Source organism: bacterium (assembly GCA_009926305.1).
Lineage (GTDB): Bacteria > Bdellovibrionota_C > UBA2361 > UBA2361 > RFPC01 > RFPC01.
Map to the genome: position 1 here is coordinate 1 of RFPC01000030.1, position 24,014 is coordinate 24,014.

The window sequence follows — 24,014 nt, forward strand, 5'->3', positions numbered from 1 at the left end:
AAGAGGAGTAGTCGGTGGGGCGGCTGCTGGTGCAGGTCTTGGAGCTATTATAGGAGCTGCAACGGGTCATGCAGGAGTAGGAACAGCGATTGGTGGTGGTCTTGGAGCGATTACCGGCGGTGTTATCGGAAACGAAGCCGATAAGACTGATGCAGCTGATGCTGAACGAGAAGAGAGGCTTCGTCGCCAAGAAGAGCAGTTAAGGCAACAGCAACGAGAAATTGAAGAATTAAAGCGTCAGCGTTCACGAGATACCTACTCGTACTAATACTGGTACGACAGAATCGATCATTATTGAGCCGAACATTATTGGGAAGCTGACGGAAGAGAGATCTGAAGTCTTAGGGATTACCGTGAAGAGTTCTGACTGATCCCGAGAAAGATGAGAGCCTTGTCTGTTGCTTGAGAGTGAAGTTTTGGCGCTCCATACTCAGTAAAGATGTCTATTTTGAGGTCGCGGCCATTCTGTTTAGCTTTTGTGTAGAGTAGTCCAGCGTTGTTCATTGGAGCATAAGAGGGGAGCGCGAGGCTTGCAGCTCCCAAGCGGGCGTTTTTGATTGTAACCGCAAAGTGCGACGGTGAGAGCGATTGAACTTGATACTCAGGCCACTGAGTTGTCTCAAGTCGCAAAACAGGGTCTTCGGGATTCGTTCCAAATTGTATTTTGGTTAAGACTTGTTGGGATGCAGGCCGTACCAATCTTTCAGGGGTGGACGGCATTGAATTGTTGTCTAAGGTGACCGTTGGCAAGATGTTTTTCTCAGTAACTCCTGCTCTTGCAGCTTGTATAGGAGCTGGGTCTGATTCAGATAGTCGAGGGTCAGGCGTTGAAGGGGAAGAGGACGTAGCGGTCTCGTCGTTATCGGCTTTAGCATCTTCGTCGGCATGGGTGGGAGCTAGCATCAGCGGAGCAACTGGGGATGGCACATCCCATTTTTTCTGAATAGGAGTACGGATTGATTCGCGCTCCTTCTTATCATTGATTGTGGTTGCTTTCGCTGTCGGAATTACTGGTTGAATAGGCAGTCTCTTTTCCGTTGTTCCTTCTAGGTCGAGCTGCCTATTTTGAGAATCCCCGAGTTGGGTCTCTTTTCTTTCTTTGACTCGAGCAATTTTCTCGCCTTGGGTTTTATCAAGATGTAATGAGGCTCGTTGATTCTCAAGAGGAGAGGATAGCCTCCTTTGTGCTGAGCGAACAGCTTCCCTTCCTTCGACTATAAGGCGACGAGAGCTTTCATTCCAACGAGCACGTGGGCGATGATTTGAGCGAAAGACAAGAGTAATTTTCGTTTTTCCATTCTCACCGCGGATAATAAGATTTTCTAATGGGCTTGAATCCGGAAGAGGAGAGAACGCTTTATTCTGTGTCTCATGATTTTTAATGACGAGGCTAACTGACGTCGCACTTTGTTGTACTGATATGGGATGTTGATTCGGCTTTTGCGAGAAAAATATTTCCTTTGGATCACGCAACGAGAGCGTAAAAAATTCTTTCTGCGGATCATACGAGAGTGAAACTGAGAATTCTGTATCTTCCCATGAGATAAGAGCGTCTTGTTCTAATCCGAGTGCTTCTTTGTGATGAATAGGTAATGACAAAAGTGTTACAAACAATGCGACTTTGCTGGCACACGCTATGGCATGGAGCATTGTCGTAATACGCTGAGCGCATCGCTGAGCTTTGTGAGTTTGCGCCGTATTGCTTTGAAACAACCCTCTCATGACGGTAAGTCTCCGAGCAAAAAACCAGGGATTGATGTCTCCCCGTTGCTTTCGATTACAATGTTGCGAATGTTCCTGTAGTCGCATAACTTTTTCTCGCGTAAGTTTTTGGAGCCCAACCCAGGGGGCAATATCTGTCTTTTTATTAGGACACCATTCCACTTCAAAATCCTAAAACATCTTTCTGAGATCGGAAAGCAATAAAGAGGTGAGTCAGAATGGTCTAGGGGTTAAATGTGTTTCACTCATTGAAAAGCGACATCGGCACTAAGCTCATCTTCCTCACTAGAGCCGACTGGATTACTCGCTACCAATTCTTTCAACTTTTTTTCGAAAATATTAAGAGCAGCAGGGTGAGAGCTTGTAAGACATACTGAATGTTTGCCGTAGTTTCTGTCATCATACTCGAGAAAGACCTGGAGTTGTGAAGAGTATTGCTTTCCATCTGCTGCTATAGAATCAACGGAAAAGCGGGAATTGAGAAGGTGTCCAAACTCAAGAATAGCTCCCCCTCTCTGTTCTGAGATGATCACCACGCTATCAGGAAACAGAGAGATCCAGACATCTATATTTGCTCTACCTGTTGGGATATCATCCGAGTCGAGTTCTGACATATCTTCAGATTCATGCCGAAGTTTTCCTCGAAAAATGAGAACGTGCTCAAGCTGCTCAGATTTGATAGCAAACGCATATCGTCGAGTAACAGAACGCGCAGCAAGGTACTCAAGAATTGCCTTTGGTCTCAGAGTTCGCCAACGTCGATTTGCAGCAAATTGAAAAATAAGTGGGCTTACCAGAATTGAAGTCCAAAGGACGGTCGGTACTTGAAAAGAGATAGCAAGAGTCGCTCCGATAATAATACTGGACAGGGCCCACAGGACGCCTCTACCTTGTGCCGCGGCAAGAATTCCGAGCTTCTCTTCAGGGGGAATAATTCTCCACGTATCATCGCCAATCATAATAGTCCTATCGGCACTTATTTCCGAGTTCAGTAATTCTTTTTCAATTTATCGGTAGTAGAGCCCTTATGGCCCTATTTTCGAGGGAAAGGGTGCATAAATCAGACCAGAACGAAACTCACAGCCCTATTGGTTCGATAAGTATCATAGATACTTCGTCAAATAATGGAGAATGCCCATGGGTACATGGCAACGAGAAATGCCTAGGAAAAGAGGAGAGTTATGATTGGTCAGTCTCTATCAGCCGTTCTGCTCGGTGCGGAGGTGATACCGATTGCCGTGGAAGCATATACCAGTCTGGGAAAGCCCAAGTTTCATTTGATTGGATTAGGTGATGTCGCTGTTCGTGAAGCCCGCGAACGAATACTATCAGCCCTTCAATCTGAACACTTTCGTGTGCCCGATCAGATTCTTTTAAACTTAGCTCCAGCAGATGTTAAGAAGTCCGGTTCGGCTCTAGAGTTAGCCATGGTATGGGCGATCTTAGTCTCAAATGAGCAGGTGGAACCCTTGGAAGATACTTGGATGTTTGGCGAGCTTTCGCTCGAGGGCGAGGTCAAGCCTGTACGTGGTATTGCAGCTATTACGAGTTATGCTGTTTCAAAAGGGGTACGCCGTATAGTTGTTCCTCACGAGAATCGAGAAGAAGCTTTACTCGTAGAAGGGATTGAAGTCTTCGCTGTTCGGTCGATATCTGACCTGTGCTCTGTATTAAAAGAGGGAAGGGCAGAGGTAAGACAAGAACGCCGAGTTGCTAGGAGCAGGCATCAGAAAGATTTCTCTGATGTGTATGGACAAGAAAGTGTAAAGCGAGCCCTCGAAATAGCAGCGGCTGGCGGCCATAATATCTTGCTGATTGGTCCCCCTGGATGCGGTAAGAGCATGTTGGCTGAGAGGTTCGGCTCCCTTTTGCCACCGCTCGATCGAGTGGAGGCTCTTGAGATTGCCCGTATAGCATCCTCCATCGGTGAACCGATTACGCAGTATCTCAGTGGAGAAAGACCGTTTCGTTCCCCCCATCACGTGATCTCTGAAGCTGGACTCATTGGCGGCGGAGCAGATCTACGCCCTGGTGAGGTGAGCTTGGCGCATAGCGGAGTTCTTTTTCTTGATGAGCTTCCGGAGTTTCGGCGGAGTACCATAGAGTCTTTGCGTGCTCCTCTTGAGAGCCGGCAGGTGTCAATTACTCGAGTAGCTGGAACCACTGTTTATCCAGCAGCCTTTCAGCTGATAGCAGCGATGAATCCATGTCCGTGTGGAAAGTTTTCAAAAGAACGGCATGGATGTCTGTGCTCCCGGTCAGAAGTTTCGCGTTATCTAAAGAAATTATCTCAACCCATTCTCGAGCGGATTGATCTCCATGTGGAAGCCTCTCCCGTTGCTTTAGGGAGTCAACGAAATTCCTCTAACCAGATTGATTTAAGGAAAAGTGAGAGTATAAGACGTAAGCGAGTGCTTCGAGCTGTAGAGAGTCAGCTGAGCCGACAGTCTAAGCGGAATGCATCCCTGAATTTCGATGAGTTACAGCCCTTTCTAAATTCTGGAGCGGAGCACTTCATCGAACTTTTAACACAGAAAAATCTGCTCAGTGCAAGAAGTACTGTCCGCTTGCTACGGACTGCCAGAACGATTGCAGATCTGAATGGGAGTCAAAAGATTGATGAAGAACACCTTCATGAAGCCAGGAGCTATCGGGCTTTAGACCGCATTTGGGAGCATGTTCAAGGCCATTGATGAAAGAACTCATACCCCGCTTTTCCTATGCTCGATAAACGAGGAGAAACCGAGGTGTGAGCACTAAAACTGATCTCGTTGTGGCTTGAACGGAGGACTTTTTTCCTGATTTGGATATTTCCGATCAAAATAAATGGCAAGAGCTTTAAAGTGTCTTGCTGAAAGCCTGCCTGCTAGACTGTCTAGCTGTGAGCGTTCCTTACTTTCTGCCGGTAATTTGTTGCTGATCTGTTTCAATACTTTTTTCTGTTGTGGAATCAGTTGAGGTACTGGTGAACGAAGAGGAAAGCTGCCAGTTACAATCGACCTGCCAAGATTCGCTAACATGTTACGATGTAGGATTCTCGATCCCATTTCTTCACCGATTGGTGCGCCCCCTTTTCCTCGGCCGATACCTGCTTTACCTCTACATTGAGCTGAAGCTGGCATAGCATTTACTATCAGAGAACATGAGAGAAAGAAGAGTAGTGCAATACGCATCATAATTCTTTACCAATACATATGAGGGATTGAGTTTGAAGGAAATCGTTTGCATTTCTAAACGACTTACGATGTGTTTCTCAATCCCCCTGGAGTTGAACACGATTTGTCGTAGTAGCAGGGGTTGTCTAACACTTCCCCTGCGTGTACCTCGAACAGTAAGAGTTATGGGCGATTTCTCTATTCAGGTGCGGTAAAGGTGCGAAGGAGCACCAACCCTCGAGTACGGAAAGAGGATAAGCTACTGAAATCATATATTGAAGTGCCTCCGAAAGGAGCGTTTCACATGGGTTGCCTGAGTCTGAAGCCGCATGGTAGGCGGAGCCAGAAGTGGGTTTATGATATACTTCTTGAGGGAACGACGAATCAATCCAATGCGTTGAATCATCTATCTTTCAATAGTGAAATTTACTTCTCAACAGCTTATGACTCAAAATATCAATAATAATAACGAGCGCTCTAAGGCTTTGGCAGCTTCAGGGGAAGCTCCAAACAGAGATTCCGTTGACCTTGCACCAGTCGAATTCATTAATATTGGAGCATGGCCGACGGATGAAAACCTTGTAGAGAAGCTAGGAGAGATAGGGTTGCTTGGCAAAGATTTTATTTATAGCGCTGTTCCGTCCAACCGTATACAGGAAGTCCATGAGAAAGGCTCTTACGTGAAGGATGAGAGTGATCAGGTAACACCTATAGTGTTTGGTTGCATATATGAGGAGAGTCAGGGGCAGATCGTGCAGGCGAATAATGATGATCTGACACTCAAGAATTATTTAACAGACAATACCGATCCGAGTGAGGATCCAGTTATTGCGGTTTATAAGGCGGATCAGCTAAAGCATCACTGCTCAGCAGAGTTTGTCTTTAGTAATCCCCAAAAGGCAACTGATGCACTGGTGGCACTTGTGCGAGTAAAAGGTCTTTAGCGATAGGGAGGAATAACAGCGATATAGTTATTCCAGCAGACTGAAATTTAGAAGAATATCTCCAGCGTAACGAATACTCCAGCCTCTACCTTATTATTGCAATAGTTCAATGTAGCGGTCGCTCCTGACTGTATTCGATCGTCAGTGGCGCAACCAAAGAAAAGGTGTGGATTTTTCCAGTCAATCTCTACGTTGAAATCTCCGAACATTTTAACTCCTGAAGTATGTCTTGAGTCTCCTCCCATAACGTTTGGACCTACATCTACAGCGAAAGTCATATCACCGTCCAAGGCATCGGCTTTCCATCCAATGTTCAGCCTCTGTATCAGCCATTTAGCTATATCTTTCTCGTCAATACGATCGCTCAATGGATTAAAGTGTTCGGGAAGGGAGGTTGAAACTGAAAATCCTTGCTCCTTTAGTTCCTCGAGCTCAGCAAAGAGATAAAAACGGTCTAGTTCTATATTAAGGTTGTTTTGTCTCCCCGGGAGTAGCTCAAAGAACTGACCTTCTGGGTCAATCACAGATTTTTCAAAATTTGCTGCCAGAGGACTGTCTATTCCCCAAAGCGTAAGTAAGTGGCGAACTGCATTCTTGCCAAGAATTTCGAGTTCGTTTTCAAGTCGCTCTATTATTGGTCCCGTGAACGCGTCTTCGTATACATGAACTACTTCCTTAAAAATTTGCTTTCGTTCTTCCCGATTAATGTCACTCTCATAATATCCGTTATGTCTATAGGTTTGTGCTGATATGGCTTGGCAGCTCGTAAATAGAGCTCCTGTTTCAGTCTGTTGGGAGACATTGGCTGCGTGGCTTTCAGCAGTGTAAGACAGAGATTCTATGAACTGGTCGGGACTAACCAAACCAAGTGTAAGGTTGGAGAAGCCTGATGCTAAAGCAGAGTTGACTTGTTCAGCCCGAGCACGATAGGACCAGTAACTATCATGTAGAGTTTCACACGCTCCGCCTAAAGAAGGATTTGTCGAAGGATTATAATCGTTAAGATTAATCAACTCTGAGCGCCATCGATCGGCAGATAATGTGATCGTAATCTCAGATCTTTCTTTGTGTGTTTCAGCGGGGCTGCCAGCAATTGGTGGTACAATTTCTAAAACTTGAGCGGCGCTTGGCGTAGAAAAGACCACAAGGAAGATTGCTAAGAAAAATGTCGGAAATATTCGTAGATAACACTTCATTTTTAACCCCCACGCATTTCGCTATGAGGGATATGGCTCTTAATGGATAGAGAGTGCTTTATAAAGGTGAGGCATTCAAAAAAGAGGTCTATGTACTTAGAGTTTTTGCTTTTAAAGTTGGTGATTCGAGATAGCGAATCGGAATAAGATGTCTGCAATTGGAATCATTATGATTTTTTGACTCTATGGGCTAGGAGAGGCATCAAGAATTGCTGTAGAATAGAAGTAAGAGATTCCCCCAGTGTTTAGCAGAACCGAAAGAATGAGTCTTTGTCGAAGGAGAAGCGTGTCCCCGATGAGATCGTTAAGATTTGCCTTTTTTCTAACTGGATTACTTGCTTTTTTTACGGCATGTAATGGCGGTCCATTCTCTGATCTGACAGATGGCGAGTTAAGAAAGAAATATCGTTCTTGTCGTATGAATCCAAATCCGACTACTACCGCTACAATTATCTGTAAGAATGTAAAAGACGAGTGCGAAACACGTAAAAAAAAGGGCAGGAAGGTCTGCTGACAAATAGCATATTCGTAATACAAGTAGCATGAGTTCGAGCAAAATTCTCGCGAGCTCAAGGGCTCAAGATCATCATATCTTTAAATGTCTTCGGTAAAACTTTCCAGGTCGCGACGCAATAACGAACGTCTGAGCTTATCAAGTGCGCGTGTTTCAATTTGACGTACTCGCTCGCGAGTAATTGACCGGCCGTTCCCTCGAATGTCACCAAATTCCTCGCCAAGCTGTTTCAGGGTTTTTTGCGGGTATTCAGATAATCCAAACCGATACTTCAACGTCTCTCTCTCTACCGTGCTTAGTCCTTTGAGCATGGTGTTAATGAGCTCCTCTAAATCACTTTTTCTAATTTGTGAGGTGGGATCTTCGGCGTTTGGATCTTCTAGTACATCAGTAAGGGAATTGCGTACCATCCCATTTCTTGAAGGCAAGCCTAAAGCATCCATGCTTCTCACTGGGCTTGATGCGGTGGATAGATCTCGGACCGTCTGAGGTTTGATACCTGTTTTTTGAGCAATTGCTTCCGGCGATGGAACTTTTCCGGCCTTTGAGAGTTTCTCCTCTGCTTTTAAAATCTTTGAGCGCTCCTGTAGTCTATTAAGCGGGATACGGATGACAGAAGCACTTTCGGCCATTCCACGGGTGATTCTCTGTGTAATCCACCAGGTGGCATAGGTGCTGAACTTAAGATTCCGCTTTACGTCAAACCGCTCACAGGCGCGCATCAATCCGAGGTTCCCGTATTGAATCAGATCTATGAAGTCACTATGCGGATTGTTATATCGTTTTGCGATCGATATCACGAGTCTTTGATTTCCTGCTGCAAGTTTTTGCTTCAGTTCGCTATATTGATTTCGAGCGTTGAAGAGACTTTGCGCTGATGCAAATGCCTTTTTTTCACCTGTCACTAAGCTCCTGACATCTTCCTGAGAAAGGAGATTATCGCCTTTATGAAGTGCAACCAGCTTTGAGCAGGTATCGATTGCTATTTCGTCTACGTGAGTCTCATGAATTGAGTTAGTCATTAAGATCTTTGAAAGGCTCTTCCGATAGAGTGGAACCTGAGGAGAGCCAGAAGCTGAGATGCCTGATAGCTGCTCTATCTTGTCACAAAGCGCCGTAATCTGACGAATGGTGGAGGGTAACGTGTTCCGCTTGTGCCGGGCGCCCCCTAATTGGACTAGCTCAGGTTCGTCTATGACTTTTTCTATTCTCTTATTGCCATCAAGTACATCTTGATAGAGCTGAACTACTTGTCGGGCGGCGAATGGATAAGTAAACAGTTTCTGCTGAAACGCTGTGCGAGCATTTTGTAGATCGTGCGCAATTTGTTTTTCCTCTTCAGGCGAGAAGAGAGGATAGAGTTTTGTTTGTTCAAGACACTGCTTGATCGGATCGTTAAGAATCGCCTCTGAGTCCTTGGAGGTAGGAGGGAACGGAGTAGGGGTGGGGAACTCAACAGAGGGGAGCGTGCCGCTATTGAGGTCATGACTAGCATCCATATCTTGGTTAGCACTGGGCTCTTTGCGCTCCAGTTTCTTCGACTCGCCTTGGCGGTGTGTAGGTTCTTGGGCTTGATTCATGTTCAATGAGTATGGTGTTAAACGGCCCTCATAAACCGATGATTTGTCGATTAGAACGTAGTATCAGAAGTTTGTATCAGATTACTGACATGAAAGAAAATCAGCGTTTTGCCCCTGAGAGGCGAAGTTCTTGAGGAAAAGGCAATATCATTGGGCAGTTAAGACCTTGAGTTCAAGAACAGTGAAAACTAATCAAAGAATCCATCCTGAAATATCAGGCTTGGTGGAGGGTTTTCGGGATCTTGTTGCTCTGGTTGGGATGAGGAGGGAGATGGCAGGCCCTCAAGGTCTCTCAAGAGGTCAATTTTTGATGGAGCCTCTTGCCGTTTCGTTGAGGTTGACTCTTTGGACTCTCGTCTTCGGTTAGGACTCACGGTATTAAGTTCCGCGGATGTCGGAGGGGTCGCTTCTTTTAATTGTGAATTTGATGGTTGGGAAGTCACTGAAGCGATGTCTTTCCTATTGGTAATGACACCCTCCTCTAGGTTTTTAAGATGATTTTCTTCTTCTCTTTCAGAGCGGAGTTTTATCGGCTCAAGATTCTTCTCATCATATTCAATGATAATCTCAACACGACGATTTTTTGCCCGACCAAGAGAAGTAACATTTGAAGCAATCGGTTTCGTTTCACCAAAACCCCGTACTTGAAATCGAGTTACGGGAAGACCGGTACCAGAGATCAGTTCCGTTACCACATTCGCCGCTCTGCTTGAGGAGAGTTCCCAATTCGAAGAGAATCTCTCGGGGGAAATCGGAATGTTATCAGTATGCCCTTCAACGACTACATTGCCAGGAGATTCTTGGACAACCTCTGATATTTTAGCGAGGACACTCTTAAAGGAGCTCAGTGTTTTAGCGCTTCCCGGCGCGAAAGATGTATCTTCTGCTACGCGGATAATAACGGTATTCCCCTCGGTTTCTACTTCTAGCTCCCCATTCGCTATTTCCGAGGCTAGTTCCCGTCCCAGGTCTTTTGACTTTTTATTCGCAAACTGTGCGACTTCTCTCATTCGATGAGAGAGAGTTGCCGAGCGGTCTGCATCCATGGGACCACACTGGGTGCCTGAGAGCACTCCCGTTTCTTGTTCTGAAGTTTGCTTTGAGAGCTGAATTTGGTCGTTTGTTTCATTCTCGCTATCTTTCTGACTTTCTGTGGGATCGGAAGGTGGCTCTACCGCTTTGTCCTGAGCTGTCATTTTTTCAAAGGTAGCATCGGGTTGAATTTGTTGACTGTCCCACTTCTTTCTTTGGTCGAGATTCTCTTGGGGAAGAACATTGAGTATCTTGGGATCTGGACGTCCAGAGCTAAATTCAGTTGCTATAAAGTTTTTTCCTTGAACGGGCTGTAGCAGGAGTACATTCGATTGAACCCCAAATGCATTTTTCATCGATCCGCCAACCTCTTTATAGATAATTTCATCGAGAGTTGCGAATGAAAGAAGGAGAACGAAAAAGCAGAGAAGCAGTGACATTAAGTCCGCGAATGTTGCCATCCATGCGGGGGCGCCACCACCTCCGCCATCATCATCATCACCTCCGCCTAAATCCTCATCCATCGCTGAATCCCCTATTTATTTTTTATTCAGCGCAATATTTTTTCGTTCAGTAACTGGTAGATAAACGAGTAGCATTTCTTCTAATACCTTGGGGCTCATCCCTTTTTGAACACCGCTCACGGCTTCAAGAATGAGCATTCTGTTATTTTTTTCCTCTTTGCTCCGATGCGAAAGTTTATCCGAGATAGGAAGAGCGGCGCAGTTTGCCATGACCGCTCCATAGAGTGTTGTCAGAAGAGCAACAGCCATAGCAGGTCCGATTGATTTTGGATCTTCCATATTCGATAGCATCTGAACTAACCCAATCAGGGTACCGATCATTCCCATTGCAGGAGCAGAGTCACCCATTCCCTTAAACAAGTGCTGGCCACGCTCGTGTCGGTCAATTTGCTGATTAATCTCTGTTGCAAGAATTCGAGCAACATACTCCTCGTCGTGACCGTCAACTGCGAGCTGTATGCCCTTTGCGAGAAACTCATTTTGAACTTCAATACCTTCAAGGCCGAGTAGTCCATCTCGACGGGCTATTGTAGCAAGCTCGATGCCGAGCTGAATGAGTTCTACTTGCGTCTCAGGCTTATGAAAGAAGGTTTTAAAAGCGATTTTTACTGCGTTCAAGGTGTGAGCGAGAGGATACTTAATGAAGGTAACACCGATGGTTCCTCCTACTACGATAATGAGAGAGGGCACGTTAATGAATACGAGTGCACTACCGCCGATTGCGATTGCAAAAAAGATACAACCGAAGGCGGCCCCTAGTCCTACGAGGGTTGCAATATCCACTCTGTTTGCTCCTTACCTAAATTCAGAGCGCGCGCGGCGACTTGCCCCTCAATGCTTTGCATTCATCGCACTCAAATCAGAAAAACTATTACGTTTTCACCAGTAATTTTCGTCACAAATCGTCATAGACTTTAGGAAAGAAGCGGTGATTTCATGCAAGTTGATTAAACGTGGTTTTATTCCCGTTCATGGTGACTGACTTCACCGAGAAGTCAGTCACATCAATAGATTACAGATGGAGGAGCGCTACAGAGTTACACTCCCTATCGAGATTACTGAAGGGGAGTCTGCTCCTCTTCTCCGGAAGCCACCTGTGGTTGCTCGTACTCGTCTGCCGGCACTTCGTCTGCTGGCGTCTCGTACGCAATGTCCATATCTTCGATAATGGTAGTTTCTTCACGACTCAGTCGTTCAAACTCTTGGCGTACCCCAAGTGCTCGACCCATAAACATTGCAATTGGAGCGATGAAAGCAGATAGGAGTGCGCCCATTTTTGCGGCTCCTTGAAGTCCTGGTTCTGTGAATGCAACTCCTGCAACAAATAATGCTACGGTTAATCCTAGTCCTGCCACACAACCCGCGGTCATAAGGCTTCGCCATCCCATGCCGGCCGGTAGGGGAAAACCTAACTTATGACCGATCCATGAGAACATGAAGATGCCCCCCGTCTTACCGATAGCGAGTGCTAAAAGTACGGCAACAGTTGCGTTCCCCATTGATGAAAATTCTACACCTGCATTCGCCAGCCCAAATCCAAAAAGTCCAAGGTCTACAGGAAGTTTGAAGGAATGCTCAAAGTTGTTCAGCGTATCATGGTGCGCTTCGCTTTCACCTTCAGCAAAGAGTCCATCATCGTGTCCACGACTTGGCATAAAGGGAATAATTGGAACCAGCGCTAGGGCCGGATGAAGATGTGCGAAGTAAAGCCCGCACCAGCTGAGGGCTCCCCCAGCAATCAAGTAGGGCCAAAAACTGTGCACTTTGGCTCGGCGCATACCGTAGGCTGCTGCCATGCCTGCTCCGACAAGTCCGAGCCACGCTGGGTTAACTGGATGGTGTGGATCTGGATAAAAGATGGCAATAATGCCGAGTCCAAGACCATCATCTGCAACAGCGAGCAATAACAGAAAGCTAACGGCTGGATGACCCTTACCAAAAATCATTCTTGCTACGAGCCATGCCAGAGCAATATCGGTTGCTGTTGGTATCCCCCAGCCATTTCGAATCGATGAATCACCAGTCATCGCAACGATAAGAAAATAAACTCCGACAGGACCGACGACCCCACCAATTGTTCCAAGCAGTGGGTTAATTGCTTTCTTTGGGGGATTAAGTGCTCCTCCGGGAAGACAACTTTCGGTGATCTCCTTTGCTGCAATTCCAAAGAAGAGCGCCATGAATAAATCATTCATCAAAAAATGAAAATTAAAATGACTCTCGTGGCCAAACGGGGACCAGTGCATTATATCGTGATAACTGTGGTGATCTAGGTTGGCCCAGGCAACAGCGGCGAGAACTCCGGCAATCAGTGGTATTGAAAACTCTTGCAGGATTGCAATTGGACCACGCTTTCCATGAACAACTTCAGACATCTACAACCTCCCCATTTGTTACTGCCCTGAACGGGGTCGTTCGAGGTACAAACATGAACTGCTGAGGGATTCGACAGGTGAGAGAAGAAACCTAAGACGTAGTTGAACTTTTTTTAAAAAAAGAGTTATTTCTCTTCGCACTACGAAAAAGACGTATACTGTTTGGCTGACTTTTTCAGATCTGGGCTGAGACCGTACTTATGCGGTATGATAAAAGGAGAGGCTGTGAGATTCTTCATTAAGAAGATCGCGTAGTGCTCTATGTGCATCTCCCCAAAGAGGAGGGTGAGAGAACAAGCAATGGCAAAGCCCGTTTTCGAAATCAAAGATGAATTTTTTCATCTCAAAGCCTTCGCGGAGGAGCAAGATACGAAGCTCTTTATTGACGTTGAGCGATTTACTGTCATTGAAAATGTATCATTTGAACACCTTGAGAAGATGGTGCTTCAGTATCTTGACCCGCAGTATCTTGATCAAGATGTGTTAAAGGATGTTGCCCGAGGGCTCAAGCAACATACGCTCGTTCAGCAACGGCGTATCGCTAAAGGCGTTCTTCCAAAGAAAGGAGCGAATGGTAAAATCGTTTATCTAAAGAGGCGTTTATCAAAGGATCCGCACAGAGATCCCGCTGAAGATGAGGATGTATCGGTATCATTAAGAGATCTTAGCCTCTTTGAAAACATTCATATCGGGGACGCTGTTGCCCGAATTTATCATCCAAAGGAAGGTCTTCCTGGGGTCAATGTTTTTGGAAAGGGACTCCCAGCAGCTCCTGGAGATCCCGTTAAGGTTACTCTTGACAAGAACTCGCTCATTCAAGAATCAGGAGCAGCAGAGGGGCTCGGCTATGATAGAGTCATCGCTCAAGTGGATGGCTATTTAGAAGTGCAAGATTCTCGGCTGGCGATCAAAGAAGAATTCGTAGTTCCAGGGGACCTCAATGCAGAATTTGGGAATATCGATTTTATCGGATCGGTGCATATTAAAGGAGATGTTCTTGCAGGATATGGAATATCAGCAGATAAAGGGATTAAGATCGGCGGTTCTGTAAATCGAACAGAACTGCGCTCTTTGAATGGTCCAGTTGAGATTGTTGGCCGATTCTTTGGGGAAGGGACTGGAAGGATCGTTTCTCGGAAAGATGTTTCGGTAAAGTCCATACAAAGCGCTACCATTGATGCGAGGGGTGATGTTTTTATTAAGGAAGAGGCCCGTAATACGACTATTCGAACGACCTCAACGCTCCAAGCGCCTAAAGCCCAGATTTTGGGAGGGAAAAGCTTTATAGTTGCAGGGGCCGTAGTAGGGGAATTTGGGAGCAAAGAGGAGATTAAGACAGAAATGCTTCTCGGGAGTGATATTGAGGTTTCTGAGGAATACCAAATGTTACTAGTGAGAATTGAGGAGCATCAAAAGGGGCTTGAACTGATAGAAGCGCATCTTGGGCCTTATGCGAGAAACCCCGCTCGTATTCAGCTTCTCTCTCCACAACTGAGACCAAAACTCGAGACCTTGCTCACAAAGAGAGAAAGAGTTGAGAAGAGCCTGGAAGGACTAAACGAGAAAAGAGAGCTTATGTTAAGCGAGGCAATACCCGAAACCAATAGCATTGTTTCAGTGAATAGAGCCTTCCATCCGCGGGTGCGGCTGATAGTGAATGAAAAAAAATTCGAGGTTAAAGAGAGCTTAAAGGGCCCGATCTCAATCTGTTTTGAAGCAGTGAGTGAGGAGTTTGAAGTAAAGGACTTTGAAGAAGTCAGTCCTGCCTTTAGTGATGAGGAGATGGGAAATGAGTAAATCTGAGAAAAGCATTGAGAAGCTTGGAGAAGAGCTCCAGAAAGCACTTCGAATGCAGTGCCTGCAAGATTCCATGCCTATGGATAGAGGGTTTCTCTGCTCTAGCGTTTCCCTTCTTGATCCTCCGGAGCCGATATCGGTACGAGAGGATGCCTCCCTTGATAATGTAATGCGCATTCTCCAGGACAATAAAATTGGTTGTGTCATCGTAATTAATGAACTTGGAGAACTCGCTGGGATATTTAGTGAGCGGGACTACGTGCTTAAGATTTATGAGAAAGGGATAACGGGTGCGAATTTGGTTTCAGAGTTTATGACCAGAGAGCCTATTAGTATTGCTCTCGATGAAACAATAGCATTTGCACTTACTTTAATGTCTCAGGGTGGCTTCAGGCACCTTCCAATTGTTGATGATGCAAACATTCCAGTCGGCATGGTCTCCATAAAAAATATCGTTGATTACCTCTCCAATGAGATCTTTGAGAGCCTGATGTCCGTTGGTTAAGCAGCGGAGTGATATCTGGCACCGATGAGTGGCAGGTAATCAGCTTGCTCTCAAGCAGGGTATCGAGAGATAATGGAGTATGAGCTCCAAAAGACCATTTCTGAGTGGAGAACACTCTGTCATCCCGCTTTTTCGATTGGGGGGGAATGTATTTCCTGGCGAGCTTTTACCTCTCCATATATATGAAGAACGCTATCAAAAGTTGCTTCGGTTTTGTCTTGCTGAGGTTCCGCTGTTTGAAGAGGATGAGACCCGAGATAGTCATCACTTTGGGGTTCTACTCACAGGCAAGAATTCCGCACAATGGGGATGCACCGTCGAGATTCAAGCGGTGCTTCAAAGATATGAAGATGGACGGTTAGACATTTTAACAAAGGGGATTCGACTCTTTGAATTAATGCAGGAGCTTCCAGACCAGGATTTCCCTCGAGCACATGTCCGATGGGGAGAAGATGGTGGTCAGCCACCTAAGCGATTGAGAGAGGTAGCGAGAGAGGAGTTTGAGAAGTTTTTAACGAATATTAATGTAGAGATGGCCGTACCGGATGAGGCGCATGTGCGAGCTTTTCGAATTGGCGCGCTTATTCGACTCGATGTTTTCGAGAGACAAGAGCTTTTGAATGCGGCTACTGAGAAGGCTCGACTCATCAAGTTGATAGACTTTATGCGCTTTCGAAATGAACTTGTGCTTCGAGCAGGTCCTGAAGCGGTCAAGAATCTCTACTCTGCATAAGGGTGTAAGTGCTTCAGGGCCTTGAAAGCAGTATGCGGACTTTGTTTGCGATTCCTAACCCTAATGCGGTACGAGTCTTAATTGATTCTGGCTCAACGAAAGGAGGCTTTTCGGGAGGAGTCTCTCGTTTTGGTCTTCCGTGAGCCCTGATTCCGACCTTGCCCTGGGAGTCTGAGCAGCATTTCAATCGTATTCATTTTTGTTTCACCCGTAAAGTCGGTTTCACTCTCTACAATAATAAGACGATCCTTGAGGATTTGAACCACTTCTCCATTGTTCGGGCCAATTCTCGTTCCAACAGTAACAGTGAAGCCCTTACCAGTGCTGGATTCTACGATTGCTTTTGGTTCCCCGAGTCCTTCTAAAGTCGCCGTAAGTCGTAGTTGTCCAATCTCGAATTGTTCTAATTCTGTCCTCCCATCGAGGTTCTGGGAGGGACTAAAGTCGAATGCAAGGAAGGGATCTCGCTTTCCCTCTGGGTCATATATGTAATCTTCTTTTTCAGCAGTTGAAGCTATCAGGGTTGTTGCCCCTGGTATTTCGTTTGTTTTCTGCTGTGGAGGGTTCGTGGAAGTTGCAACTGGTGTTTCTTCTGAAAGGGGCTCACCGATAGAAAAGTCTTCATCCTTGATCATATACGAAAAAGCTTTTCCAGTAATCGGATCAGTAGGCACCATCTCAAAATATTCTGGCACGAGTTGTTGTAACCGATGTGGCGGAGTGTTGTTGTGTTTAGACATCCAGTCTCTGACGGAGAGTTGAATGCGCAGCACCTCTTTTCGTCTATCATCGATATCGCTTCGAGTCGCAAGTTTCTGTTCTAGTGCTTCACGGAATGACGGCGCGTTGTTCCCGGAGAAGTTCATGGTGAGTTGAATCACGAGGAGGACACACAGCGCAGCTCCTAGGGTTATGATGGTATTTTTCTTAGCCATAGAAATAAAATATCGCGAATGAATGGAACACGAAAGGGGCAGAGATAGTTCGGACGCAGGAAGGGGGCGGTGAAGGGCTTATATGGTGAGCAGGCGGCAGAAAGAGGATATGGCAGGCAATGGTGATATAGACAAAAGGGTGAATGGACAAAAGGGTGAGTAGAGAAAAGAGGTGATAACAGAAAAGAAAGCAAATAGAAGAGAAAGCAAACAGAAGAGAAAGCAACAGGAATAAAGAAAGCAATAGGAATCGGGGTGAGAGGATTCGAACCTCCGACTTCTAGTTCCCAAAACTAGCGCTCTAACCAGGCTGAGCTACACCCCGTAGGTAAACTTCTTAAGCCCCTGTTTTTAGCGCAGTCGAGGCGTCAGAAGCAAGCTATCTGATGAAAGAGCCTGAATATCCACTTTCTCCCCCTACTGAATACCTTTTTAGATCACTTTTCGGGAGTTTCTCTTGCTGCTCTTTGGCGGAGAGCATACTCTCCTGACGAAGGCATGGGGTGAAACGAGTGCTGACATAGGGGAGAGGAGTGAAACAGAGAATTCAACATATCCATCAGGGAGACTTGCCTCCGGGACAATACTCTTTTTCTGGCTGGGTAAAGACTCATCGGCAGTCAAAGAACGTTTCTTTCATTGAGCTCACGGATGGTTCTAGTGTAGCCGGACTGCAACTCGTTCTCTCTCCTGCTCTTGAAAGTTATTCAGCGGTAGCCCAGGAGATCACAACGGGATCATCAGTAAGGGTTTCGGGCGAGTTAAGAGAGTCGCCGGCGAAGGGACAGCGATTCGAATTAGAAGTAAGCTCAATAGAACTCATCGGCTCAGCCGATGCAGAAAAATATCCTCTTCAGAAAAAGGGACACACTTTAGAGTTTTTACGCGAGCATCTTCAGCTCAGATCTCGTTCAAATACCCTGGGCGCTGTATTTCGAATACGTTCAGCACTTTCTTTTGCGGTACATGAGTTCTTTCAACAGAGAGGATTCCTCCACTTGCATTCACCAATCATTACCACTTCCGATTGCGAGGGGGCGGGGGAAGTGTTCCGTGTTACTACCTTGGAAATTGATAATCCGAGTTTTGAAGGACGTTCAATAGATTATTCCAAAGATTTCTTCGGAGAAAAGTCTGGCTTGTCGGTATCGGGACAGCTAGAGGCAGAGGTTTTTGCTCTCTCGCATACTGATTGCTACACTTTTGGACCAACATTTCGCTCTGAGAATTCTAATACTACTCGGCATCTTGCTGAATTTTGGATGATAGAACCTGAGATGGCATTCTGCGATCTTGATGGAAACATCTCCCTTGCACATGAATTCGTTACCACACTGGCAAAGGCAGTCCTAGAACGCTGCGAACATGATCTCGCATTTCTCGCTGCCCGTGAATGGGTTGACTATGATCTCGTAGAGCTCCTCCAGTTTCTCTCCGAGAGTGAATACGTAGTCATGGAGTATTCAGAGGCTATTCGAGTGCTTGAAAATGCGGAGCAGCGTTTTGAGTTTCCTGTTCAATGGGGGATGGACCTGCAAGCAGAGCACGAGCGATACCTTACTGAGCAGCATGTTCAGAAGCCCGTTTTTGTCGTGAATTACCCAGCATCAATTAAAGCGTTTTACATGAGACAAAATGATGATGAACGGGAAACAGTGGCAGCAATGGATCTTTTAGTTCCGCGTTTGGGGGAGCTTATCGGTGGTTCGCAGCGCGAGGAACGACTCGATCGATTGGAGTCTCGTATGATGGCTATGGGAATCTCGACCGAGGAATTGGCCTGGTATCTCGATCTGAGGCGGTTTGGCTCCGTGCCACATAGTGGATTCGGGCTCGGATTTGAGCGGTTGATTATGTACTTTACTGGCATGCAGAATATAAGAGACGTTATCCCATTTCCACGTTATCCAGGACACGCGAGGGGATAGCCGGCTAAAAGCCTCTTTTTTGCTGAGCCTGGTGCTGGGGTACGCTCCAAATTCAGAATAAGCACAGATTTTCCGTGGTGTGACCTTGTTCGATGGACCCCAATTTGTATATCTTCCGAGTCTTAGGGTTTTGTGTTTGTGCCCACGTAGCTCAGTTGGTAGAGCACTTCCTTGGTAAGGAAGAGGTCACGGATTCGAGTTCCGTCGTGGGCTTATAGAACGTGAGTTGTTACGAGAAGTTCTCACTCTGTTAGAAGGAATTGCTGCTTAAAGAGATTCTGAAGGGCGCAGTGGGAACATCAGGTTTGAAGAATTAGGGATTCAAGAGCGAAAAATAGACGCCAGTGGCTCAATTGGTAGAGCATCGGATTCCAAATCCGAGGGTTGGGGGTTCGAGTCCCTCCTGGCGTGAATAATTCCCTCGATTTTTGCTCGCGAAAGCCCGGGGTCAGGAGTAAGCAGTGAAATTTCGGGTAGTCCCCGTGAAATTTCGGGTAGTCCCCGTGTTTTTTTAGGGCTCCTGTGTTTTTTAGGGCTCCAGTTGATTTTTCTTGGGGATTTAGGGAAGGTTACGGGGTAGCGCTCAGACGGGGAACCGTTTGAAAGTTATAACGTTAGGGGCGGGAGTAGCTCAGTTGGTAGAGCATCAGCCTTCCAAGCTGAGGGTCGCGAGTTCGAACCTCGTCTCCCGCTCCATTTTTTTGTTTTGGTTTTGCCCTATTCTTTTGGCTTTGCCATATTTTTTTGGCTTTGCCATATTTTTTTAGCTTTGCCCTATTTTTTTGTTTCGCCCTATGGCTTGTCGAACTCTGATACGTCGAGTGGCTGATAGGGTGAGTAACTGATAGGGTGAAATTTCGCACCTCGATAGAATTGTGGCCGACACAATAAGGTGGGATGTCCGAGTGGCTAAAGGAGGCAGACTGTAAATCTGCTCGCGCAAGCGTACGTAGGTTCGAATCCTACTCCCACCAAATGAAGGTCGCAGACCTTATCTTTGCGTTAAGAAATCTTTGCGTTAAGAAGAGGTGTCGTTAAGAGCCACCACACGTAGGAGCTCTGCGATAGATTTTTCAGCTGTGGTTTTATCAAAGTGTGGTTTTATAAAGATTGGTCTTTCGTGCTGGCATAGCTCAATTGGTAGAGCAACTGATTTGTAATCAGTAGGTTGCGGGTTCAAGTCCCACTGCCAGCTTTCCTTTTATCTTATCCCCTTATCTTATCCCCCTGAATATATCGTCTCTTCTGGTCCATCCTTTCAGCATCGCCTTCGCTCAGCCTTGGCCCTCGTCGTGCTTGTGGCTGATGGGTATTACGTCGTTCAGCAGAGGGAAGAGAGGAGCCTCTGGAAACCAATATGCTTGTTGAATTTCCCCTCTTTACAGTCAGAGCGCCCTTCAACATCAAAGACGAAGGGTAAAATAGACAAGTTATAACAATAGGTTATGGCGAACAAGCTCCCTTTTGGCTTGCCCCACGGTAGGATACCTGCCACCGACTGGTGCTTTTCATCAATTCATATTCATTTTGTGGCTTAAATTGCTTCTCGTAAATATTTTTGATACCTTGCGCCGTTCTAGATTCCTTAATAGGAGGTGAGTTTTGGCTTCAAAGACAGGCAGCGTGAACGCTGGTAAATCAAAGGCTTTCAACAAATCTAAAGCCGCGAAAGATACCGGTGGGTCATCGAGCAAGTCGTCTGTAAAGAAAGCCAAAGCGGAGCGCTCAGTGAGCCCACGCTCGTCTGGTGGCGAGGGAGTAATGGGTCAGTCCGCTTCATTCTTTCGAGAGAGCATCGATGAGCTCAAGAAAGTAACGACGCCGACCAAGCAGGAAACAGTGCAAGCGACGATCGTAACGATCATTATCATGGTGTTTGTCGCATTGTGTTTGTTTTTGCTCGACTTCCTTTTCGGTAATCTCATGGAGAGCGTGTTAGGATAGCGTGTGCGGCTGTAGAGTTTAGGCGGCTGTAGAGTTTAGGCGGCTGTAGAGTTGTAGCGAAGTTCTCTGATGGGTTTGCTGATTAGTGGATTGGTTTCTAGGGGTAGGGCGAGTTATTCGAGAAGTTTATAGCGAGGCATTGCGGCTACCTGCAGCGTAGGAGGTAGGAGTAGCGGTCCTCTTGTGGAAGTTGTGGATGGAAAGAATCATCCGCCGATTGAGAGAGTTGTCATGGATTCACACGAGAATAAAGCATTGCAGGTCGATGAAGAGGTCGGGCTAGAGGCTCGTGACGGGCTCACTGGAGACGGGCTCACTGGAGACGGGCTCACTGGAGAAGATGAAGTGTCTTCCGTGGTGGAGAACGAGGAGGTAGTGGAATCGTCTGCAGTGGAATCGTCTTCGGAGTCCAGTTCTGAAAGTGCTCCTAATGATAGCGCTGGCAATGATAGCGCGAGTGAAGCTCAGTCTGGCGCCGATGAACTTCAGTCTCCAGAAGCTGAGGCAGGTCAAGATGAAGTGAGTGAGGAAGTCCAAGAGATTGAAGGGTCCTCCAACTCCCAAAAAGATTTTAACTGGTATGTTGTGCAAGCCTATGTTGGCTTCGAGCATAAGGTGAAAAGAGCTCTAGAGGAGCGGATTCGTTCCAACGCAATGGAAGATTTTTTTGGCGAGGTGCGAGTTCCTGAGGAGACAGTGGTTGAGCTTGTGCGTGGCCAGAAAAAGACCTCTACCAGGAAGTTCTTTCCAGGCTATGTGCTGGTTCAGATGGAGCTCAACAGAGATACGTGGCACCTCATCAAAGAAACTCCAAAAGTCTCTGGATTTATTGGGGATGAAACAGATCCGCAGCCACTAAGCCCTGAGGAAGTAGAAAGGATAGTTCAACAGGTTGAAGAAGGAGTTGCGGCGCCTAAGGCGAAGCTGAGCTTCTCTGAAGGTGAGACCGTAAAGGTGGTGGATGGACCGTTTACGGATTTTAGCGGAACGGTAGAAGAGGTGAAGCCAGAAAAAGGTAAGGTGAAGGTGTTGATTAGCATTTTCGGGCGTGCTACCCCTGTTGAGCTCGATTTCATCCAGGTAGAGAAAGCATAGTATTTTAAGTTCCTTAAAAGAGAAGCTCAAAGAGCTTCCTCCTAAGATGCGCGTTGATGTGATTTCATGTGTATCTTTGTAGAGTGAAAGGAAATGTTTGAGAGAGCGAGGAAGAGGAAATGGCAAAGGAAATTCAAACCGTAGTGAAGCTGCAGGTTCCAGCGGGTCAAGCAAACCCGGCGCCGCCAATAGGACCAGTCTTGGGTCAGGCCGGCGTGAACATTATGGATTTTTGTAAGCAGTTCAATGCACGGACTCAAAAGCAGGCAGGAGATATCCTTCCAGTAGTTCTTACGGTGTACAAGGACCGTTCTTTCAATTTTGAACTCAAGCAACCGCCGATGTCTTTTCTTATTAAGCAGGCACTGAAGTTGAAGAAGGGGTCTGGTGTTCCAAACCGGGACAAGGTTGGAAAAATCTCGATGGAGCAGGTGAAGGAAATCGCCGAGAAGAAGATGGCAGATCTCAACACAAAAGACATCGACCAAGCGTGTAAGATTGTAATGGGGAGTTGCCGTAGCATGGGAGTGGACGTTCTGGAGGCGTAGAGCAGGATTGTTTGCGCTGAGCGGATAGTGGAGCTCAGGAAGAATGCCCTTTAGGTGGTAAAAGATCAGAAACAAGTTTTCGAAGAGGCAAGAAAAATGGCAGGGAAGCGGTACGAAAAAATACAAAACTTAATTGAAGCGGGGAAGCAGTATCCCATCGCGGAGGCGTGCCAGGTGGCGCTCTCAACAAAATCAGCAAAGTTTGACGAAGGCGTGGATATCGCCTTGAAGTTGGGGATAGACCCTCGGAAGGCGGATCAAAATGTTCGAGGGAGTGTGGAGCTCCCACATGGGTTAGGGAAGACTATTCGTGTTGCTGTGTTTGCGAAGGGTGATAAGGCTGCTGAGGCAGAGGCTGCAGGCGCTGATATAGTGGGTGCAGAGGATTTACTCGAGAAGATTCAAGGAGGCTTTCTTGATTTTGATAGCGTCATAGCAACTCCTGATATGATGGCGTTGGTCGGTCGTCTTGGGAAGGTTCTTGGTCCACGGGGACTTATGCCTTCGCCAAAGGTAGGCACCGTGACTCCGAACGTCGGAGACGCCGTTAAGTCAGTGAAGGCGGGAAGAGCTGAGTTCCGAGTGGAGAAGGCTGGAATAGTCCACTCTTCTGTGGGGAGAGCGAGCTTTACCCCAGAGCAAATACAAGAGAATGTTGAGGCACTTATAGGGGCATTGAACAAGCAGAAGCCATCCACGAGTAAGGGGGTGTATCTGCAGAGTGCATACCTCTCGCTTACGATGGGGCCAAGCGTAGAGCTCGATTTATCGCTGGTGCGGAACGTTTAGGAGAGAAAGAGTTTCTCAGAGCTGCAATTTCTGGGGTGGTAATCTGGATTTTTGATGCCACTTCGCTCTAGAATGTGGGGCTTCGAGTTTTTAAAAGGCAATGGAATGGACAAAGCAGAGAAGATCCAAGAAGTAGAGTCGCTCAAGGGCGCTTTCAGTTCGAGTATTGTTGCTCTTTGCGCCGACTATCGTGGACTTACTGTCGAACAAGCAACGAATCTTCGAGCTGGTTTGAAGGAACAGGGAGCCTACGGAAAGGTTGTAAAGAATACACTAGCAAAGATTTCTGTGAATGAGGCCCACAAGGAAGCAGACCAAGAGGAAGTTCAGAAGTTTGTTGCGACATTAGATGGTCCGAGTTTTGTTGTCTTTTCAGAAGCCGATCCGGTGTCACCTGCGAAAGTACTAGCGAAGTTCGCTAAGGAGTATGAGGCACTAGAGATTAAGGGTGGTTTCTTTGAGGGGAAGTACTTGGATATTGCTGAGGTTCAGAACCTGTCAAGCATGCCAAGTAAAGAAGAGCTCTATGCGAAGTTGTTGAGCGTAATATCTGCGCCAGCAACAAAGGTAGTACAATTGCTGCAAGCACCGGCAACTCAGTTGACCCGTGTTATTGATGCGCAGCGGGCAAAATTGGAAGAGCAGGGCGAATAGAGAGTAGTGAGTAGAGGGTAGTAACGAAAAATTTTTAGTCAGTT

23 protein-coding genes and 6 tRNA genes are annotated in these 24,014 nt (G+C 46.5%); 18 read left to right on the forward strand and 11 right to left on the reverse strand.

Features of this window, described 5'->3' with window-relative positions:
• A partial coding sequence (locus tag EBR25_06505; GenBank protein ID NBW40646.1) for a hypothetical protein occupies positions 1–268 on the forward strand: 268 nt, incomplete at its 5' end.
• Positions 269–348: 80 nt separating this feature from the next.
• On the opposite strand, the gene EBR25_06510 is transcribed toward EBR25_06505, so the two are convergent.
• Together EBR25_06510 and EBR25_06515 are read right to left on the reverse strand one after the other, a co-directional pair.
• On the reverse strand, positions 349–1,884 hold the full coding sequence (locus EBR25_06510) for a hypothetical protein (protein NBW40647.1): 1,536 nt from the start codon (positions 1,882–1,884) through the stop codon (positions 349–351).
• A gap of 83 nt (positions 1,885–1,967) precedes the next feature.
• A complete protein-coding gene (locus EBR25_06515; GenBank protein ID NBW40648.1) occupies positions 1,968–2,681 on the reverse strand; it encodes a hypothetical protein in 714 nt (237 codons plus the stop codon).
• Positions 2,682–2,903: 222 nt separating this feature from the next.
• Between EBR25_06515 and EBR25_06520 the strand changes: the two genes are divergently transcribed.
• Entirely contained in the window at positions 2,904–4,415 is a 1,512-nt protein-coding gene (locus EBR25_06520) for an ATP-binding protein (protein NBW40649.1), read from the forward strand.
• Between the two features lie 63 nt (positions 4,416–4,478).
• On the opposite strand, the gene EBR25_06525 is transcribed toward EBR25_06520, so the two are convergent.
• Complete coding sequence (locus tag EBR25_06525) at positions 4,479–4,895, reverse strand: hypothetical protein (GenBank protein NBW40650.1); 417 nt, start codon at positions 4,893–4,895, stop codon at positions 4,479–4,481.
• A gap of 199 nt (positions 4,896–5,094) precedes the next feature.
• Here EBR25_06525 and EBR25_06530 point away from each other — a divergent pair, with 199 nt between their 5' ends.
• Entirely contained in the window at positions 5,095–5,340 is a 246-nt protein-coding gene (locus tag EBR25_06530; protein NBW40651.1) for a hypothetical protein, read from the forward strand.
• The gene (locus tag EBR25_06535) at positions 5,321–5,821 is read left to right on the forward strand and encodes a hypothetical protein (GenBank protein NBW40652.1); all 501 of its coding nucleotides are present in this window, start codon (positions 5,321–5,323) and stop codon (positions 5,819–5,821) included. The genes EBR25_06530 and EBR25_06535 overlap by 20 nt, the downstream gene beginning before the upstream one ends.
• 47 nt (positions 5,822–5,868) lie before the next feature.
• Here EBR25_06535 and EBR25_06540 read toward each other — a convergent pair whose 3' ends face one another.
• The 6 genes from EBR25_06540 to EBR25_06565 all read right to left on the reverse strand — a co-directional run bounded on the left by EBR25_06540 (position 5,869) and on the right by EBR25_06565 (position 13,042).
• On the reverse strand, positions 5,869–7,017 hold the full coding sequence (locus tag EBR25_06540; protein NBW40653.1) for a hypothetical protein: 1,149 nt from the start codon (positions 7,015–7,017) through the stop codon (positions 5,869–5,871).
• A gap of 183 nt (positions 7,018–7,200) precedes the next feature.
• Positions 7,201–7,554 carry a hypothetical protein gene (locus EBR25_06545; protein NBW40654.1) on the reverse strand — a complete coding sequence of 118 codons (354 nt, stop codon included), beginning with the start codon at positions 7,552–7,554 and terminating at the stop codon, positions 7,201–7,203.
• Positions 7,555–7,611: 57 nt separating this feature from the next.
• Positions 7,612–9,111: a sigma-70 family RNA polymerase sigma factor gene (locus tag EBR25_06550; GenBank protein ID NBW40655.1), complete on the reverse strand. Its 1,500-nt coding sequence runs from the start codon at positions 9,109–9,111 to the stop codon at positions 7,612–7,614.
• Between the two features lie 188 nt (positions 9,112–9,299).
• A complete protein-coding gene (locus tag EBR25_06555) occupies positions 9,300–10,667 on the reverse strand; it encodes a hypothetical protein (GenBank protein NBW40656.1) in 1,368 nt (455 codons plus the stop codon).
• A gap of 15 nt (positions 10,668–10,682) precedes the next feature.
• Entirely contained in the window at positions 10,683–11,450 is a 768-nt protein-coding gene (locus tag EBR25_06560; protein NBW40657.1) for a flagellar motor protein PomA, read from the reverse strand.
• Positions 11,451–11,722: 272 nt separating this feature from the next.
• Positions 11,723–13,042 (reverse strand): sodium:proton antiporter, encoded by a 1,320-nt coding sequence (locus tag EBR25_06565; protein ID NBW40658.1) that lies wholly within the window; start codon positions 13,040–13,042, stop codon positions 11,723–11,725.
• Between the two features lie 261 nt (positions 13,043–13,303).
• Here EBR25_06565 and EBR25_06570 point away from each other — a divergent pair, with 261 nt between their 5' ends.
• From EBR25_06570 to EBR25_06580, 3 genes are all read left to right on the forward strand, one after another.
• The gene (locus EBR25_06570) at positions 13,304–14,839 is read left to right on the forward strand and encodes a DUF342 domain-containing protein (protein NBW40659.1); all 1,536 of its coding nucleotides are present in this window, start codon (positions 13,304–13,306) and stop codon (positions 14,837–14,839) included.
• Positions 14,817–15,344: a CBS domain-containing protein gene (locus EBR25_06575; GenBank protein NBW40660.1), complete on the forward strand. Its 528-nt coding sequence runs from the start codon at positions 14,817–14,819 to the stop codon at positions 15,342–15,344. The genes EBR25_06570 and EBR25_06575 overlap by 23 nt, the downstream gene beginning before the upstream one ends.
• A 79-nt stretch (positions 15,345–15,423) precedes the next feature.
• The gene (locus EBR25_06580; GenBank protein ID NBW40661.1) at positions 15,424–16,077 is read left to right on the forward strand and encodes a hypothetical protein; all 654 of its coding nucleotides are present in this window, start codon (positions 15,424–15,426) and stop codon (positions 16,075–16,077) included.
• A 92-nt stretch (positions 16,078–16,169) separates the two neighbouring features.
• On the opposite strand, the gene EBR25_06585 is transcribed toward EBR25_06580, so the two are convergent.
• Positions 16,170–17,012, reverse strand: coding sequence for a hypothetical protein (locus tag EBR25_06585; GenBank protein NBW40662.1), 843 nt, complete (start codon positions 17,010–17,012; stop codon positions 16,170–16,172).
• A 250-nt stretch (positions 17,013–17,262) separates the two neighbouring features.
• Positions 17,263–17,337 (reverse strand) — tRNA-Pro (locus EBR25_06590).
• A 208-nt stretch (positions 17,338–17,545) separates the two neighbouring features.
• On the opposite strand from EBR25_06590, the gene EBR25_06595 reads away from it, so the two are divergent.
• The 11 genes from EBR25_06595 to EBR25_06645 all read left to right on the forward strand — a co-directional run bounded on the left by EBR25_06595 (position 17,546) and on the right by EBR25_06645 (position 23,970).
• Entirely contained in the window at positions 17,546–18,940 is a 1,395-nt protein-coding gene (locus EBR25_06595) for an asparagine--tRNA ligase (GenBank protein ID NBW40663.1), read from the forward strand.
• A gap of 140 nt (positions 18,941–19,080) precedes the next feature.
• Positions 19,081–19,153 (forward strand) — tRNA-Thr (locus tag EBR25_06600).
• Between the two features lie 125 nt (positions 19,154–19,278).
• Positions 19,279–19,351: transfer RNA gene (locus tag EBR25_06605), tRNA-Trp, on the forward strand.
• A gap of 209 nt (positions 19,352–19,560) precedes the next feature.
• Positions 19,561–19,636 (forward strand) — tRNA-Gly (locus tag EBR25_06610).
• Between the two features lie 195 nt (positions 19,637–19,831).
• Positions 19,832–19,914, forward strand: a tRNA-Tyr gene (locus tag EBR25_06615).
• A gap of 148 nt (positions 19,915–20,062) precedes the next feature.
• Positions 20,063–20,135 (forward strand) — tRNA-Thr (locus EBR25_06620).
• A 407-nt stretch (positions 20,136–20,542) separates the two neighbouring features.
• Positions 20,543–20,884, forward strand: coding sequence for a preprotein translocase subunit SecE (gene secE / locus EBR25_06625; GenBank protein ID NBW40664.1), 342 nt, complete (start codon positions 20,543–20,545; stop codon positions 20,882–20,884).
• A 231-nt stretch (positions 20,885–21,115) separates the two neighbouring features.
• Positions 21,116–21,979, forward strand: a complete 864-nt coding sequence (gene nusG / locus EBR25_06630) for a transcription termination/antitermination protein NusG (GenBank protein ID NBW40665.1) — start codon at positions 21,116–21,118, stop codon at positions 21,977–21,979.
• Positions 21,980–22,098: 119 nt separating this feature from the next.
• Positions 22,099–22,527: a 50S ribosomal protein L11 gene (gene rplK, locus EBR25_06635; GenBank protein NBW40666.1), complete on the forward strand. Its 429-nt coding sequence runs from the start codon at positions 22,099–22,101 to the stop codon at positions 22,525–22,527.
• Positions 22,528–22,623: 96 nt separating this feature from the next.
• Positions 22,624–23,316 carry a 50S ribosomal protein L1 gene (locus EBR25_06640; protein ID NBW40667.1) on the forward strand — a complete coding sequence of 231 codons (693 nt, stop codon included), beginning with the start codon at positions 22,624–22,626 and terminating at the stop codon, positions 23,314–23,316.
• Positions 23,317–23,370: 54 nt separating this feature from the next.
• The gene (locus tag EBR25_06645) at positions 23,371–23,970 is read left to right on the forward strand and encodes a 50S ribosomal protein L10 (GenBank protein NBW40668.1); all 600 of its coding nucleotides are present in this window, start codon (positions 23,371–23,373) and stop codon (positions 23,968–23,970) included.
• The last annotated feature ends 44 nt before the right edge of the window (positions 23,971–24,014 follow it).

What these genes read in the sequence shown, in the direction of transcription:
- EBR25_06515 (NBW40648.1), bottom strand. Translation starts at nt 2,681, where the DNA reads ATGATTGGCGATGATACGTGGAGAATTATTCCCCCTGAAGAGAAGCTC.
- EBR25_06520 (NBW40649.1), top strand. Translation starts at nt 2,904, where the DNA reads ATGATTGGTCAGTCTCTATCAGCCGTTCTGCTCGGTGCGGAGGTGATA.
- EBR25_06525 (NBW40650.1), bottom strand. Translation starts at nt 4,895, where the DNA reads ATGCGTATTGCACTACTCTTCTTTCTCTCATGTTCTCTGATAGTAAAT.
- EBR25_06535 (NBW40652.1), top strand. Translation starts at nt 5,321, where the DNA reads ATGACTCAAAATATCAATAATAATAACGAGCGCTCTAAGGCTTTGGCA.
- EBR25_06540 (NBW40653.1), bottom strand. Translation starts at nt 7,017, where the DNA reads ATGAAGTGTTATCTACGAATATTTCCGACATTTTTCTTAGCAATCTTC.
- EBR25_06550 (NBW40655.1), bottom strand. Translation starts at nt 9,111, where the DNA reads ATGAATCAAGCCCAAGAACCTACACACCGCCAAGGCGAGTCGAAGAAA.
- EBR25_06555 (NBW40656.1), bottom strand. Translation starts at nt 10,667, where the DNA reads ATGGATGAGGATTTAGGCGGAGGTGATGATGATGATGGCGGAGGTGGT.
- EBR25_06565 (NBW40658.1), bottom strand. Translation starts at nt 13,042, where the DNA reads ATGTCTGAAGTTGTTCATGGAAAGCGTGGTCCAATTGCAATCCTGCAA.
- EBR25_06570 (NBW40659.1), top strand. Translation starts at nt 13,304, where the DNA reads ATGTGCATCTCCCCAAAGAGGAGGGTGAGAGAACAAGCAATGGCAAAG.
- EBR25_06575 (NBW40660.1), top strand. Translation starts at nt 14,817, where the DNA reads ATGAGGAGATGGGAAATGAGTAAATCTGAGAAAAGCATTGAGAAGCTT.
- EBR25_06580 (NBW40661.1), top strand. Translation starts at nt 15,424, where the DNA reads ATGAGCTCCAAAAGACCATTTCTGAGTGGAGAACACTCTGTCATCCCG.
- EBR25_06585 (NBW40662.1), bottom strand. Translation starts at nt 17,012, where the DNA reads ATGGCTAAGAAAAATACCATCATAACCCTAGGAGCTGCGCTGTGTGTC.
- nusG (NBW40665.1), top strand. Translation starts at nt 21,116, where the DNA reads ATGGATTCACACGAGAATAAAGCATTGCAGGTCGATGAAGAGGTCGGG.
- rplK (NBW40666.1), top strand. Translation starts at nt 22,099, where the DNA reads ATGGCAAAGGAAATTCAAACCGTAGTGAAGCTGCAGGTTCCAGCGGGT.
- EBR25_06640 (NBW40667.1), top strand. Translation starts at nt 22,624, where the DNA reads ATGGCAGGGAAGCGGTACGAAAAAATACAAAACTTAATTGAAGCGGGG.
- EBR25_06645 (NBW40668.1), top strand. Translation starts at nt 23,371, where the DNA reads ATGCCACTTCGCTCTAGAATGTGGGGCTTCGAGTTTTTAAAAGGCAAT.